15 protein-coding genes are annotated in these 13,754 nt (G+C 61.8%); 6 read left to right on the top strand and 9 right to left on the bottom strand.

Annotation, left to right across the window (positions count from 1 at the left end):
• Positions 1-55: 55 nt before the first annotated feature.
• Positions 56-328, top strand: coding sequence for a 30S ribosomal protein S20 (gene rpsT / locus PF66_RS21515; RefSeq protein WP_010451812.1), 273 nt, complete (start codon positions 56-58; stop codon positions 326-328).
• A gap of 193 nt (positions 329-521) precedes the next feature.
• On the opposite strand, the gene PF66_RS21510 is transcribed toward rpsT, so the two are convergent.
• From PF66_RS21510 to rplU, 5 genes are all read right to left on the bottom strand, one after another.
• A complete protein-coding gene (locus tag PF66_RS21510; RefSeq protein WP_054059040.1) occupies positions 522-983 on the bottom strand; it encodes a CreA family protein in 462 nt (153 codons plus the stop codon).
• Positions 984-1,003: 20 nt separating this feature from the next.
• A complete protein-coding gene (gene proB / locus PF66_RS21505; RefSeq protein ID WP_054059041.1) occupies positions 1,004-2,122 on the bottom strand; it encodes a glutamate 5-kinase in 1,119 nt (372 codons plus the stop codon).
• Between the two features lie 121 nt (positions 2,123-2,243).
• Positions 2,244-3,467 (bottom strand): Obg family GTPase CgtA, encoded by a 1,224-nt coding sequence (gene cgtA, locus PF66_RS21500; RefSeq protein ID WP_054063775.1) that lies wholly within the window; start codon positions 3,465-3,467, stop codon positions 2,244-2,246.
• Between the two features lie 187 nt (positions 3,468-3,654).
• Positions 3,655-3,912: a 50S ribosomal protein L27 gene (gene rpmA / locus PF66_RS21495; RefSeq protein WP_003281574.1), complete on the bottom strand. Its 258-nt coding sequence runs from the start codon at positions 3,910-3,912 to the stop codon at positions 3,655-3,657.
• 33 nt (positions 3,913-3,945) lie between these two features.
• Positions 3,946-4,260 (bottom strand): 50S ribosomal protein L21, encoded by a 315-nt coding sequence (gene rplU / locus PF66_RS21490; protein WP_017905394.1) that lies wholly within the window; start codon positions 4,258-4,260, stop codon positions 3,946-3,948.
• 333 nt (positions 4,261-4,593) lie between these two features.
• Here rplU and PF66_RS21485 point away from each other — a divergent pair, with 333 nt between their 5' ends.
• The 3 genes from PF66_RS21485 (at position 4,594) to PF66_RS21475 (ending at position 6,499) form a co-directional block, all read left to right on the top strand.
• On the top strand, positions 4,594-5,562 hold the full coding sequence (locus tag PF66_RS21485; protein WP_054059043.1) for a polyprenyl synthetase family protein: 969 nt from the start codon (positions 4,594-4,596) through the stop codon (positions 5,560-5,562).
• Between the two features lie 132 nt (positions 5,563-5,694).
• On the top strand, positions 5,695-6,036 hold the full coding sequence (locus tag PF66_RS21480; RefSeq protein WP_017905392.1) for a zinc ribbon domain-containing protein YjdM: 342 nt from the start codon (positions 5,695-5,697) through the stop codon (positions 6,034-6,036).
• 205 nt (positions 6,037-6,241) lie between these two features.
• Complete coding sequence (locus PF66_RS21475; RefSeq protein WP_054063774.1) at positions 6,242-6,499, top strand: hypothetical protein; 258 nt, start codon at positions 6,242-6,244, stop codon at positions 6,497-6,499.
• Positions 6,500-6,626: 127 nt separating this feature from the next.
• Here PF66_RS21475 and PF66_RS21470 read toward each other — a convergent pair whose 3' ends face one another.
• Both PF66_RS21470 and PF66_RS21465 read right to left on the bottom strand, forming a co-directional pair.
• On the bottom strand, positions 6,627-7,244 hold the full coding sequence (locus tag PF66_RS21470; RefSeq protein WP_054063773.1) for an FKBP-type peptidyl-prolyl cis-trans isomerase: 618 nt from the start codon (positions 7,242-7,244) through the stop codon (positions 6,627-6,629).
• A 190-nt stretch (positions 7,245-7,434) separates the two neighbouring features.
• Positions 7,435-7,923: a TIGR00645 family protein gene (locus PF66_RS21465; RefSeq protein WP_017905389.1), complete on the bottom strand. Its 489-nt coding sequence runs from the start codon at positions 7,921-7,923 to the stop codon at positions 7,435-7,437.
• A 172-nt stretch (positions 7,924-8,095) separates the two neighbouring features.
• On the opposite strand from PF66_RS21465, the gene PF66_RS21460 reads away from it, so the two are divergent.
• Entirely contained in the window at positions 8,096-9,922 is a 1,827-nt protein-coding gene (locus PF66_RS21460) for a hypothetical protein (protein ID WP_054063772.1), read from the top strand.
• Positions 9,923-9,926: 4 nt separating this feature from the next.
• On the opposite strand, the gene PF66_RS21455 is transcribed toward PF66_RS21460, so the two are convergent.
• Together PF66_RS21455 and PF66_RS21450 are read right to left on the bottom strand one after the other, a co-directional pair.
• The gene (locus PF66_RS21455; protein ID WP_054059047.1) at positions 9,927-10,244 is read right to left on the bottom strand and encodes a hypothetical protein; all 318 of its coding nucleotides are present in this window, start codon (positions 10,242-10,244) and stop codon (positions 9,927-9,929) included.
• Between the two features lie 269 nt (positions 10,245-10,513).
• Entirely contained in the window at positions 10,514-12,952 is a 2,439-nt protein-coding gene (locus PF66_RS21450) for a Lon protease family protein (protein ID WP_054059048.1), read from the bottom strand.
• A gap of 269 nt (positions 12,953-13,221) precedes the next feature.
• On the opposite strand from PF66_RS21450, the gene PF66_RS21445 reads away from it, so the two are divergent.
• Entirely contained in the window at positions 13,222-13,710 is a 489-nt protein-coding gene (locus tag PF66_RS21445) for a DUF3015 domain-containing protein (RefSeq protein WP_054059049.1), read from the top strand.
• The last annotated feature ends 44 nt before the right edge of the window (positions 13,711-13,754 follow it).

The following is a 13,754-nucleotide window of genomic DNA, read 5'->3' as shown; positions in this document are numbered from 1 at the left end:
ATTCGCGGCCTATTTTGTTTGCTATTCCCTAAAAAGTCTTTCGAGGAGCTCGACGGTGGCCAACTCACCTTCCGCCAAAAAACGTGCTAAACAGGCTGAGAAGCGTCGCAGCCACAACGCCAGCCTGCGTTCCATGGTTCGTACCTACATCAAGAACGTAGTGAAAGCCATCGACGCAAAAGACGCCGCTAAAGCACAAGCCGCCTACGTTCTGGCAGTGCCTGTTATCGACCGCATGGCCGACAAGGGCATCATCCACAAGAACAAGGCCGCTCGTCACAAGAGCCGTCTGAATGGCCACATCAAGGCCCTGGCTGTTGCTGCCTAAGCGACCAGCCTGCTGAAAAACCGACCCAAGGGTCGGTTTTTTATTGCCTGCAATTCAAGAACCACACCCTCTGCAGGAGCAGGGCCTACCCACGAAAGCGCCCTCTCCGGCAACGCAAGGTTCAAGAACCTATTCGCAGGCAAGCCCGACACCTACAAGGCGCGGCGCAGCAAGGTCACGCCAACTCGACACCCTACCGATTCGGCCACGGCAGAATCGGAATCGCCGTCACCGCATTCTGCGGACTCCCTTCGATCACACGATCGCTGTAGACCAGATACACCAGGGTATTACGCTTCTTGTCGAGGAAGCGCACCACCTGCATGGTCTTGAACACCAGCGACGTGCGCTCCTTGAATACCTCCTCGCCATCCTTGAGCTCACCACTGAAGCGGATCGGCCCAACCTGGCGACAGGCGATCGAAGCCTCGGCACGATCTTCCGCCAGCCCCAGGCCGCCCTTCAGGCCACCGGTCTTGGCCCGCGACAGATAACAGGTCACACCCTCGACCCTGGGGTCATCGAACGCCTCGACCACGATCCGGTCATTCGGCCCGACGAACTTGAACACCGTCGACACCTGACCGATCTCCTCGGCCGACGCCAGCAGCGGCAACGCCAGGAGCAACCCGAACAATCCCTTTGCCAAACCCATCCGCACTCCCCTCGACTCGATCACACCAGAATAAGATTATCGCGATGAACCAGCTCCGGCTCAGCCATGTAGCCCAGCAGGCCGACAATGGCATCCGACGACTGACCGATGATCTTCTGCGCCTCGAGCGCACTGTAGTTAGCCAACCCACGAGCGATCTCACGACCGTCCGGCGCCACGCACACCACCATTTCACCACGACGGAAGCTGCCCTGGACCAGCTTGACCCCTACCGGCAACAGGCTCTTGTGATCACGCGCCAGCGCATTCACCGCACCGTCGTCGAGCACCAGGGTGCCACGAGTCTGCAGGTGTCCGGCCAGCCACTGCTTGCGCGCCGCCAGCATGCCACGCTCCGGCGACAACAGAGTGCCGATGCGCTCGCCCGCCTTGAGACGATCGAGCACCCGCTCCAGGCGACCACCGACGATGATGGTATGCGCGCCCGAGCGCGCCGCCAGCCGCGCCGCCCGCAGTTTGGTCTGCATGCCGCCACGCCCCAGGGCGCCACCGGTGCCGCCCGCCACGGCATCCAGCGCCGGGTCGTCGGCGCGAGCCTCGTAGATCAGCTGCGCATCGGGATTGCTGCGCGGATCGGCATCGAACATGCCATCGCGATCCGTCAGGATCACCAGCAGGTCCGCCTCCACCAGGTTGGCCACCAGCGCCGCCAGGGTGTCGTTGTCACCGAAACGGATCTCGTCGGTGACCACCGTGTCGTTCTCGTTGATCACCGGGATGACCTTGAGCTCCACCAGCGCACGCAAGGTGCTGCGCGCATTGAGGTAGCGCTTGCGATCGGACAGGTCGTCGTGGGTCAGCAGGATCTGTGCGGTATGGCGCCCATGCTCGGCAAAGCTCGACTCCCAGGCCTGCACCAGCCCCATCTGGCCGATAGCCGCCGCCGCCTGCAATTCATGCATGGCACTCGGTCGAGCGGTCCAGCCAAGCCGACTCATGCCCGCCGCCACCGCGCCGGACGACACCAGCACCAGCTCCACGCCAGCCTCGTGCAATGCCACCATCTGCTCAACCCAGACACCCATTGCCGCGCGATCCAGGCCCTTGCCGTCCGCCGTCAGCAGTGCGCTGCCGATCTTCACGACCCAACGCTGCGCACCTGTCACCTTGCTCCGCATGATCTTCCAACCCTTGCCAGCAGGCAGCGCAACCGGGCGCCACCCACGCGATTATGTGATTTACGTATTACGGATACCAAAACGCCGCTCAGGGGAGCGGCGTTCTAGTTTACCGAATGAATCAGTCGCGGACGTAAATGATTTCCGGACCATCCTCATCATCGAAGTCATCTTCATCCCAATCATCGTCGCCGATGTCATGGACACTCTTGACGCCGCTGCGACGCAGGGCCCGCTGGTCATCCAGAGCCTGCAGCTGGGCACGCGCCTCATCCTCGATGCGCTGGTCGAGCTCACGCAACTCGTCGGCGTAGGCCGGGTCGCTGGCCAGGCGATCGAGACGATCCTCCAGGTAACGCATGATGTCACGGGTCAGACGCTCGGTACCCTCGCTGGCGATCGCCGAGATCACGTAGACCGGGCCGGTCCACTGCAGGCGATCGACCACTTCCTTGACCCGCGCCTCGTGCTCTTCCTCGAGAATCTGGTCGCACTTGTTCAGCACCAGCCAGCGATCACGCTCGACCAGCGACGGACTGAAGCGCGCCAGCTCATTGACGATCACTTCGGCCGCATCTGCGGCACTGCTTTCATCCAGCGGCGCCATGTCGACGAGGTGCAGCAGCAGACGGGTACGCGCCAGGTGCTTGAGGAAGCGAATCCCCAGGCCGGCACCCTCCGAAGCCCCCTCGATCAAGCCGGGGATGTCGGCGATGACGAAGCTCTTCCAGCGGTCGACACTGACCACACCCAGGTTCGGCACCAGCGTGGTGAACGGATAGTCCGCCACTTTCGGACGGGCGGCCGACACCGAACGAATGAAGGTACTCTTGCCGGCATTCGGCAGACCCAGCAGACCGACGTCGGCCAGCACCTTCATTTCCAGCTTGAGGTCACGCTGCTCGCCCGGCTTGCCCGGCGTGGTCTGGCGCGGTGCACGGTTGGTACTGGACTTGAAGCGGGTGTTGCCCAGGCCATGCCAGCCACCATGAGCCACCAGCAGGCGCTGACCATGCTTGACCAGATCGCCGATGACCTCCTGGGTCGCGGAGTCGATCACCGTGGTGCCGACCGGCACGCGCAGGTCCAGGTCATCACCCTTTTTCCCGGTGCAGTCGGTGCTGCCGCCGTTCGATCCGCGCTCAGCCTCGAAATGCCGGGTATAGCGGTAATCCACCAGGGTATTGAGGTTTTCGTCGGCAACCATATAGACCGAACCGCCATCCCCACCGTCACCGCCGTTGGGCCCACCCTTCTCGATGAATTTTTCCCGACGGAAACTCATGCAACCGTTACCGCCGTCGCCAGCCTTTACGCGAATCGATACTTCATCAACAAACTTCATAACACGCCTCTCGTCACCGGGACGAGCCGATGGAAATCAAGACATAAGACTCTTGCAAAGATGAGCGTAGCGCCACCTATCCACCCATGAAACCAGCGCACGGCTCACACGAACAGCTTTGCAAGAGACTCACCCCACAAACGAAAAAGCCCCGTCGCAAGACAGGGCTTCTCCAGCATTGCCGCGATTAAGCTGCGACGACGCTCACGTAACGACGACCGAAGGCGCCTTTTACTTCGAACTTGATCACGCCTTCGACTTTAGCGAACAGGGTGTGATCCTTACCCATGCCAACGCCATAACCGGCGTGGAATTGGGTGCCGCGCTGACGCACGATGATGTTGCCCGCCTTGATAGCCTGGCCGCCGTACATCTTCACGCCAAGTCGTTTGGCTTCTGAGTCGCGACCGTTACGGGTACTACCACCAGCTTTTTTGTGTGCCATGAGTTCAATACTCCAAAAAGGGAATTAGGCGAATTAAGCCTGAATACCGGTGATTTTGATCTCGGTGTACCACTGACGGTGACCCATGCGCTTCATGTGGTGCTTACGACGGCGGAACTTGATGATGCGGACCTTGTCGTGACGGCCTTGGGAAACCACTTCAGCCGAAACGGTAGCGCCAGCAACAACTGGAGCACCGATGTTCACGTCGTCGCCGTTGGCAACCAACAGAACGCGATCAAAGGTAACGGATTCGCCAGTGGCGACTTCCAGTTTTTCAATCTTCAGGTATTCACCTGGGGCGACTTTGTACTGCTTGCCGCCGGTAACGATTACTGCGTAAGACATGGTATTTCTCCGATAATCCTGCTCACCCAGCGCTTAATAGGTAAAGGTATTGGCTGGCATGGCTGCATGGGGCTGGAACGGCCCAAGTGCAATTGCGTAAGGCAGGTGCTGCCCAGGAAGTTCAGGGTGCGCGATTGTACGCAAGCTGTCGATTCCTTGCAAGTGGATAGGAGGCGCTGTCCTGCGGACGTTCTCCCTGAAAACGGTCGTCCGAACCGGCTTTTGGGGCAGGATTATCGAGCGCAGCAGCGTTCACGGTGCCCGGGGCCGCCTTGACAGGCCGTACCCCCCGCCCTAGCATGCCGCGCAACCCTTCTGGAGCGACCCTCGCTGATGCAACCCCAAGCTTTCTACCGCGCGGTGGCGGACGATTTTAGCGCCGTCGACGGTATCATCAAGAAGCAGCTGACTTCCCGGGTGCCGCTGGTCTCGAAAATCGGTGACTACATCACCTCGGCCGGGGGCAAGCGCCTGCGTCCTTTATTGGTACTGCTTTGCGGCAAGGCCCTGGGTCGCGAAGGCGACGACCTGCGCCTGCTGGCGGCCACCATCGAATTCCTGCACACCGCCACCCTGCTGCATGACGATGTGGTCGACATGTCCGGCATGCGCCGCGGCCGCTCCACCGCCAACGCCATGTGGGGCAACGCGCCCAGCGTCCTGGTCGGTGATTTCCTCTATTCGCGCTCCTTCGAGATGATGGTCGAACTGGGCTCGATGCCGGTGATGAAGATCCTCTCCCAGGCCACCCGCATCATCGCCGAGGGCGAAGTGCTGCAACTGTCCAAGGTCCGCGACGCCAGCACCACCGAAGAAACCTACATGGAAGTCATCCGCGGCAAGACCGCGATGCTCTTCGAGGCCTCGACCCACAGCGCCGCCGCCCTGTGCGGCGCGACACCGGAGCAGGCCGAAGCCCTGCGTACCTTTGGCGACCACCTCGGCGTGGCCTTCCAACTGGTCGACGACCTGCTGGACTACAAGGGCGATGCCGAGACCCTGGGCAAGAACGTCGGTGACGACCTCGCCGAAGGCAAGCCGACCCTGCCGCTGATCTACACCATGCGCGAAGGCACGCCGGAACAGGCCGCCCTGGTACGTCGGGCCATCCAGAAAGGCGGAATCGAGGACCTGGAAAGCATCCGCGCTGCCGTGGAAGCTTCGGGCTCGCTGCAATACACCGCCCAACTGGCCCGTGACTACGTGGCCCGGGCGATTGCCTGCCTGGAGGCGCTGCCAGCCAGCGAATACCGCGATGCGCTGGTCGAACTGAGCGAGTTCGCCGTCGCCCGCACCCACTGACACACCTCTCCTTGCCGGAGCGTGCGGTGTGGCGAACCGCACGCTCCGGCAGACGTCCGCGTCATTCCCCCCTCGCCGACAAAACCCTATATAATGTGCGCTTTTAGCCTTCCCAAAACCTGAGGAGCCCTAGTGAGCACGTTGCCACCCTGCCCGAAATGCAATTCCGAGTTCACCTACGAAGACGGCGTCCAGCTGGTCTGCCCGGAGTGCGCCCATGAGTGGTCCGCCAACGGCGAAGCCGAAGCCGCCTCCGACGACAACGTGAAGAAGGACTCCGTGGGCAATATCCTCCAGGATGGCGACACCATTACCGTGATCAAGGATCTCAAGGTCAAGGGCACCTCGCTGGTGGTCAAGGTCGGCACCAAGGTGAAGAACATCCGCCTGTGCGATGGCGACCACGATATCGACTGCAAGATCGACGGCATCGGCCCGATGAAACTCAAATCGGAATTCGTCCGCAAAGCCTGAGGAAATGCCACGCTGGCGACGCGGCACCAGCCCCTGTCGCCAGCAGCCCCGGATCACCGGCAGTTTCCCCCTGGCGTCCCCCTCCTCCCCCGATTCCCGATTTCAGATCAATTCCCCCACAGAAAAACCAGGAATCCGCCAATAGGCACTTGCTATTCTTTGAATAAGAATTATTCTCATTGAAACCCATCAAGGAGATGAGACCATGACTTATTTGATCGATGCCTGGCTGGACCGCCCACACCCTTACCTGCGCATCCTGCATCGGGAAACGGGTGAAGTCTGTGCGGTACTGGAGGAAGAAGCGCTGCATGAGCTGCAGGACCAGGGCGACCTGGATGTCAGCGGGTTGAGTTCCAGCGAACCGCTGGTGCTCAAGGAACTGGTGCGCAACCTGTTCCTGTTCTGTTATGCCCGGGCATTGCGCCCCACGGCGGATCTCCACAGCAAGCTGCAGATGTGAACTCTACTCAGGCTCACACCACTGCCCCTGTGGGAGCAGGCGGTCCGGCGATACGATCTAGTCGCGAACAGGCCATCGCCTCTGCGCGGGCCAGTCGGATCGCCGCACCGCCTGCTTCAGCAGCGGCTTACAGGACGGCCAGCAGCTCGACGTCGAACACCAGCACGCTGTGCGGCGGGATGCTGCCAACGCCCTGGGCGCCATAGGCCAGCTCGCTCGGCACGTACAGACGCCATTTGCTGCCGGCGTTCATCAGTTGCAGGGCTTCGGTCCAACCGGCGATCACGCCACCCACCGGGAACTCGGCAGGCTGGCCACGCTCGTAGGAGCTGTCGAACACGGAGCCGTCGATCAGGGTACCGTGGTAGTGAGTGCGCACGGTGTCCTCACGGGTCGGCCTGGCGCCGTCACCCTGGGTCAGCACTTCGAACTGCAGGCCCGAGGCCAGGGTGGTGATACCTTCACGCTTGGCGTTTTCCGCCAGGAACGCCAGGCCGGCACCCGCTGCGGCTTCAGCCTTGGCGGCCGCTTCGGCCTGCATGATTTCACGAATGACCTTGAAGCTGGCGGACAGTTCTTCCTGGCTCACACGGCTTGGCTGGCCGTTGAAGGCGTCGGTCAGACCGACCAGGATCGCGTCCAGGCTGACGCCGGGTGGCGGGTTGTCACGCAGCTGGTCACCCAACTGACGGCCAATACCGTAGCTGACGCGGGTTTCGTCGGTGGACAGATTTACTTCGGACATCATACTGCTCCGCTGTGGGACTGCTCCGGAAAATACCCTGAAAACACGGCATCTCCCCTCGCGCCCGGAACCAAAAAGGGTGGGCAGACTAGCACAGAAGCACCCACGGTTAGCAGCCCATCCCCAGAAACGACACCGCCCGTGCGTTTCACAACGAACGGGCGGTGCGAGTCGACATGGCAGCCGGGGATCAGTGCTTGGTCACCTTGTCCAGGTAGCCCATGGCGAACGCCGAGACCACGAACGTCATGTGAATGATCACGTACCACTGCAGATGCACCGGATCGACGTTCTTGGCGTCCATGAACACCCGCAGCAGGTGAATCGAGGAGATCGCCACGATGGACGCCGCCACTTTCATCTTCAACGAAGTGGAGTCCATCTTGCCCAGCCAGCTGAGCTTCTCCTTGTCGTCGGAGATATCCAGCTGGGAGACGAAGTTCTCGTAGCCGGACATCATCACCATCACCAGCAGCCCGCCCACCAGGGCCATGTCGATCATCGACAGCAGCACCAGGATCAGCTCGGACTCGGCCATGGAAAACACGTTGGGAATAACGTGAAACACTTCCTGGAAGAATTTCAGGGCCAGTGCCAGCAACCCCAGGGACAAGCCGAAGTAGATCGGCGCCAACAGCCAGCGCGACGCATACATCGCATTTTCAATAAACCGTTCCATGAATCTCACATATCGCCTGAAAATGGCCGCGAGTATACCAGCGCCTCAACCCGAGGGAAAAAGCCTGCATCACGCACCTCGTTCAACGGCAGGACAGCTGCTTCCGGGCAATTTTCTGCTAGTGTCGGCATCAATGACATCGCGCATGTACTGTGGACAGGAAAACTGAACAATGGATTTGCGACGCCCCCTGGGTTGCCTCGGACTCTCGGCCGCTCTGCTGCTGAACGCCTGCTCGCCCCACGACAAGCCGCCCCAGGCCAGCCTTGAAGAACGGACCGCGCAGTTCGAGAAAACCCTGGACGGCATTCAGGACCCCAAGCTCAAGGACGCCGTGGCGGACCTCGGCGGCTCGCTGCTGCTGCTCGAACGGGCCCGCCTGCGCCTGCGGGACAAGCCGATCGAGACCGAGTACGGCGACGATGCCCTGGCGTTGCTCAAGCACTACGCAAGCCCCCAGGCCCTGGCCGAGACCTATATCAACGGGCTGTTCGTGCTGCGCAAGAAATCCAGCTCCGACTACCTGACCGACCTGCAGCCGATCTTCCCGTTCAGTTTCAACTACCCGACCGAATTCCCCTTCCCCCACGCGCTGGAATGGCAGTCGGTAACCCTCAGCGACAAGCAGGTGATCCCTTTCCAGCCGGAATGGTCGGAAACCGATCCCGGGATCCAGTTGAGCCCCTCCAGCGCGAACCTGACCAACCCGGATGACCTGACCGTCAGCTACCCCTATATCGAGGGGCTGGAGATCGAGAACAGCAAACAGCCACAGCCGGTCACCCTGCACGGCAAGATCGAGGTGATCGCCCCGCGCAAAATCGTGACCTTCAGCCTGACCGGCAAGGACATCGGCAAGCGCCAGATCCAGGACAACATCAGCCTGACCCTGGTGTCCCTCGACAGGAACAATGCCGAAGTCGAACTGAGCAACAGCGCGCCGCAAGCCCCGCAACTCGGCGATACCCTCTTGAACCCGCTGATCGTCCAGGCCCGGGATAAAACCGGGCAGTTCCTCTCGCGCTCGGGCTCGATCAACGAGAATGCCGCCCAGCTCGCCTTCTATCAGAAGCAACTGGACGAAATGCTCAAGCAGAAGAGCTGGAGCGACGAGTTCGAGAAGAAACTCGACGATGAGCAGAAAACCTTCGAGGCCGGCCAGCCCAGCCGCTACACCCGCGTGTACTTCAACGGCCTGGTCGACAGGCTGGAAATCAGTGTGCTGGATTTCTCCGATGCGGTGGTCAACCGCAAGGACCTCGACCTGCCGGTACGCCAGTTCGACAACCCCACCGGCAAGGAAATCCAGGCGTTGCCAATGCCCGTGGTGGTCTACGACGATCAGGCCGCCAACTACCTCAAGGACGCCAACCTTGATGCCGAGCACCTGAAAAAGAGCGTCAGCATCAGCCAGTCGGTCGAGGACGCCAGCGCCGCGCGCATCGAGTTCGACCATCCCCGGACCTTCAACGACGAGTTGCTCGGTTCCTCCTTCAACCTCGGCGACAGCCCGGTGACCTTTTTCGCCGAAGACGAACAGGGCAAGCGCGGCGAACCACTGGAACTGCCCAAGGAAGCCTTCGAAGTCGATCCGATGGAAGGCTCGATCACCTACGATCTCAACCTGTTTCCGGAAACGCCGGCCTACGCCATCGGCTCGATCCCGCTGTTTCTCGCCAACATCCAGAAGAACAGCCTCGATGCCCGCCAGTTGCCCAAGGGCCTGGAGCTACGGGGCAACGCCCTGGTGGTCGATCAGAAACAGTTCCCTGCCGATGCCTGGCGCTTTTATGCCAAGGACGACAGCGGCAACTATCTGAAAGAGATTCTTTCCAGCGGCCACAACGGAAAAACCGGCTCGGCGCCGGTTTATGAGGTGCATTACTTCTACGGCCAGCCTACGCAGCTGGAAAGCTACCAGCGCACCGACCTGCAGACCGTCGAGTACGGCTTCGAGGTCAAGCTCGACAAGGTCCAGAACAACGAACCGGCCGAATGACTGCTCAATGCAGTTGCCGGCTGCGTTCGCCGTTGATCTGCCGTAGCTGCGCCTGCAGGTGCAGCCGCCAGATCTGCGGCTCCTCGGCCAACTGGTAGCCGTGCAGGGTCAGGCTTTCGACAATCGAGTCGAGGATGGATTCGGCGACGAAGGGGCCGTGGAACGGGCCCTGGGACTTGATCGCGGAAGGTTGTTCTCCGGCCATTCCGGCGGCGAACAGGAGGGTCCACATTCCGTTATCCCCGGCAAGCGGGCGAATAACGCATTCGATACGGGTGACCAGACCCAGGCATTGACGGGTGAGACACAGGCTGCGCGACATGACGGCGACCCTCGGTAGATCCTGTCTTCAGACCCCGATGGAGCCTGTATCGTTCCAGTGACTACAGTGGATGTCCTTGCCCAGAGAATAGGATAAATCCAGGCGGTACAAGAGCCTGAAGGACAAACGGACACCTTTTTCGAAAAACGTCAAATTCTTGACCTACCCCTTGGGAGAGCAGGTTCGTCAGCGCAGGCGCCCCCGAGGGCGCCCCCAAAAGCTTCGCGGACGGGCCCGCTCCCACAGCGAGCCCGCCGCCACAACGCCTGTCAGGACGGCTTGACCTCCGCCAGCGCCTGCTCGGCGGCCTCCTTCTCGGCCTCCTTGAGGTCGTCCTCGCTGATCAATTCGGCAATCACCCGCAGGCGCTCCACCACCCGCGCGTTGACGCTGCCCTCCGGGAACTGGCCGTCGGCATCCGGCTCACCGGCCGGCTCGCCCACCAGCAGGCTCAGCGCCTCATCGGCCTGGCGTACCGCATACACGTGGAACATCCCGGCACGCACCGCCTGCAGGACCTTCTCGTCGAGCATCAGCGTCGCGACGTTGGCCTGCGGGATGATCGCCCCCTGCTCGCCGGTCAGGCCACGGGCCTCGCAGAGCCGGAAAAAGCCCTCGATCTTCTCGTTGACCCCGCCCACCGCCTGCACCTCACCGAACTGGTTGATCGAGCCGGTAATGGCGAAGCACTGCTTGAGCGGGGTCTTCGACAGGGCCGAAATCAGCGTACAGGCCTCGCCGAGGGACGCGCTGTCGCCATCGACATAACCGTAGGACTGCTCCAGGGCGATGCTCGCGGAGATCGCCAGGGGGAACTCCTGGGCATACCGGCTACCCAGATAGCCGGTGAGAATCATTACCCCCTTGGAGTGAATCGGCTGCCCAAGGTTCACCTCACGCTCGATATCGACGATACCGCTGCCCCCCGGATAGACCGTGGCGGAGATCCGCGCCGGCACGCCAAACGCCGAATCGCCGACCTCCAGCACCGTCAGACCGTTGCACTTGCCGACCGCCGCACCGTCGGTATCGATCAGGATGATCCCCGCCAGCATGTCGTCGAGAATCCGCGCCGAGACCCGGCCGGTGCGCGTGGCCTTGGCTTTCAGCGCCCGCTCGATATGCCCGGCATCGGTGCGCTCGTCGCCGGCCAGGTGACGGATGAAGTCCGCCTCACTGACCAGTTGGAACAGATCACCGATGCGCGCCGACAGCCGCCCCTGGTGTTCGGCCAGGCGGGCGCTGTAGGTCGCCAGGCGCGCCACCGCGTCGGCGGTCAGCGGCGCCATGCCCTCTTCCGAGGTACGGGTCTTGAGCAACTGGGCGAACTGTTCCAGGCTCTCGTCGACCATCGGAATGTCTTCGTCGAAGTCCACCAGCACGCGGAACATCTCCTGGAAGTCCGGGTCCAGGTCCTGCAGGGTGTAATACAGATGACGCGCGCCAATGATGATGACCTTGAGTTGCAAGGGGATCATCTGTGGCGTCAGGGTCACGGTCGCCAGGCGTCCCAGTTCGCCCAGCGGCGACTCCATCTTCAGCTTGCGCGACTGCAGGGCACGCTTGAGGGCATCCCAGACGAACGGCTCGCTGAGCATCTTCTCGGCTTCGAGGATCAGGAAGCCGCCATTGGCCCGGTGCAGCGCGCCCGGGCGCAGTTGCCGGTAGGTGGTGTACAGCGCGCCCTGGTCGGTGCTGTATTCGATCCGGCCGAACAGGTTGTCGTAGGTCGGATGCGGTTCGAACACCACCGGCGCACCGCCGCTGGCCGGATGCCCGACCACCAGGCTCGGGGCGTACTGCTCCTCGAGCAGCTTGCGCGCCACCGCATCGGTCTTGCTGTCGTCCACCAGTTGCTCGACCACGGTGCGCAGCAGATTGACCTGCATGGCTTGCAGATAACCGCAGACCGCCGCGTTTTCCGCGTACTTCTCCGACAATGGCGCCAGCAGCGGCTGCAGCGCCAGGGTGATGGTTTCCTCGTTCAACTGACGCAGTTGGTTGCTCGACTCGCGCTTCCATTGCGGCAGGCTGGCCAGTTCCTCGTTGAGGCGCTCCTCGAGCTCGGCGATGTCGGTGTGGAAACGCTCGCGCTCGGCCTCCGGCAATTGGGCGAACTCCGCCTCGTCGAGGGCCTTGCCGTCGCTCATGGGGGTAAAGGCGATATTGCTGCTGTCACGGTACAGGGCGACGTCCTTCTCCAGTGCCAGGCGCTCGATCACGTCCAGGGCGCGGTCATAACGCTGATTGAAGGAACGGTCGATACCGCTCTTTTTCTGCTGGTAGGACGGGTGCTCGAAAACTGCCGGAAAGGTCGCCAGCAGGTTGTCGATCAGGCCACCGATATCACTGATGAACGCGCCGGCCTCGCCCGCGGGCAGCTCCAGCGCCCGCGGCTCGCGCGGCTCATCGAAATTGTTGACGTAGACCCAGTCCGAAGGAGTCTGCAGACGCTTGCCCTCGGCCTTCAGGTAGCGTTTGACGAACGAGAAGCGACCGGTTCCCGGCTCGCCCATGACAAATACGTTGTAACCGGGGCGTGGCATCGCCACACCGAACTGCAACGCTTCGACCGCGCGTTCCTGGCCGAGCACACCGCGAAAAGGCTCCAGATCATTGGTGGTGGAGAAGCTGAACTGTTCAGCGGAAAAAGGGCGAGTCAGCGCTTCAGGCGCAAGACGCAGGCTGGCAGCAACAGAATCAGACATCGGGCTTCCTTACATCAGGCGGGGCAGATGCAGGCATTCTGGCGCTCGCCGCCCCCGGCTGGCAAGGCGACAGGCAGGCGAAACCTCACGGCGGGACAAAAGCCCTCGGAACCGTACTACAAAGCATGTACATCATTCTTCAGGCAAAAAATCACGGAACCCTTGGATCGTGCCTAAACTCCAACGTGCGCGGCCGGACCATAACCGGCCCACCGGGGCTCGAACAGACCGGTCCCTTGTTTTGACATGCACACAAAGAGAACAAAGCTATGAAACGGATTCTTCTCGGTACTCTCTTCACCGTCGTCTCTCTCCAGGCCATGGCCCAGGCACCAGGCGGCCCGGATTGCGGCTGGGGCAACATGCTGTTCAAAGGCCAGCGCGGTACCCCGGCGCACTTCCTGGCCTCCACCACCAACGGCACCTCCGGTAACGCCACCTTCGGCATGACCTCCGGTACCAACGGCTGCTCGACCAAGGACGCGCTGACCTATGGCGGCAAATCCTGGATCGCCATGAATGGCATGATGAACGAACTGTCGGAAGACATGGCCAAGGGCCAGGGCGAGGCGCTGACCACCTACGCCGTGGTGCTCGGTGTGGCGCCGGAAGATCGTGCGCATTTCGCCGCCGTGACTCACGAGCACTTCCAGCAGATCTTCAACAAGGCCGACGTCACCGCCGACGACGTGCACACCAACACCCTGGCCGTTCTCAAGAGCGATCCACGCCTGGCCAAGTACGCCACCCAGGCTTGAGCGTGACCCGCCCGCCCTTCGGGGCGGGCATTCCCTGCCCGACC

The organism is Pseudomonas asplenii (genome assembly GCF_001293465.1).
Taxonomy (GTDB): domain Bacteria; phylum Pseudomonadota; class Gammaproteobacteria; order Pseudomonadales; family Pseudomonadaceae; genus Aquipseudomonas; species Aquipseudomonas fuscovaginae_B.
The sequence above is the reverse complement of the archived record's forward strand: the minus strand, read 5'-3'. Positions and strand labels throughout refer to the sequence as shown.

Excerpts from the sequence above, each read along its gene's own strand:
- PF66_RS21510 (WP_054059040.1), bottom strand. The coding sequence starts at position 983 with ATGGGTTTGGCAAAGGGATTGTTCGGGTTGCTCCTGGCGTTGCCGCTG.
- proB (WP_054059041.1), bottom strand. The coding sequence starts at position 2,122 with ATGCGGAGCAAGGTGACAGGTGCGCAGCGTTGGGTCGTGAAGATCGGC.
- cgtA (WP_054063775.1), bottom strand. The coding sequence starts at position 3,467 with ATGAAGTTTGTTGATGAAGTATCGATTCGCGTAAAGGCTGGCGACGGC.
- rpmA (WP_003281574.1), bottom strand. The coding sequence starts at position 3,912 with ATGGCACACAAAAAAGCTGGTGGTAGTACCCGTAACGGTCGCGACTCA.
- rplU (WP_017905394.1), bottom strand. The coding sequence starts at position 4,260 with ATGTCTTACGCAGTAATCGTTACCGGCGGCAAGCAGTACAAAGTCGCC.
- PF66_RS21485 (WP_054059043.1), top strand. The coding sequence starts at position 4,594 with ATGCAACCCCAAGCTTTCTACCGCGCGGTGGCGGACGATTTTAGCGCC.
- PF66_RS21475 (WP_054063774.1), top strand. The coding sequence starts at position 6,242 with ATGACTTATTTGATCGATGCCTGGCTGGACCGCCCACACCCTTACCTG.
- PF66_RS21470 (WP_054063773.1), bottom strand. The coding sequence starts at position 7,244 with ATGTCCGAAGTAAATCTGTCCACCGACGAAACCCGCGTCAGCTACGGT.
- PF66_RS21465 (WP_017905389.1), bottom strand. The coding sequence starts at position 7,923 with ATGGAACGGTTTATTGAAAATGCGATGTATGCGTCGCGCTGGCTGTTG.
- PF66_RS21460 (WP_054063772.1), top strand. The coding sequence starts at position 8,096 with ATGGATTTGCGACGCCCCCTGGGTTGCCTCGGACTCTCGGCCGCTCTG.
- PF66_RS21455 (WP_054059047.1), bottom strand. The coding sequence starts at position 10,244 with ATGTCGCGCAGCCTGTGTCTCACCCGTCAATGCCTGGGTCTGGTCACC.
- PF66_RS21450 (WP_054059048.1), bottom strand. The coding sequence starts at position 12,952 with ATGTCTGATTCTGTTGCTGCCAGCCTGCGTCTTGCGCCTGAAGCGCTG.
- PF66_RS21445 (WP_054059049.1), top strand. The coding sequence starts at position 13,222 with ATGAAACGGATTCTTCTCGGTACTCTCTTCACCGTCGTCTCTCTCCAG.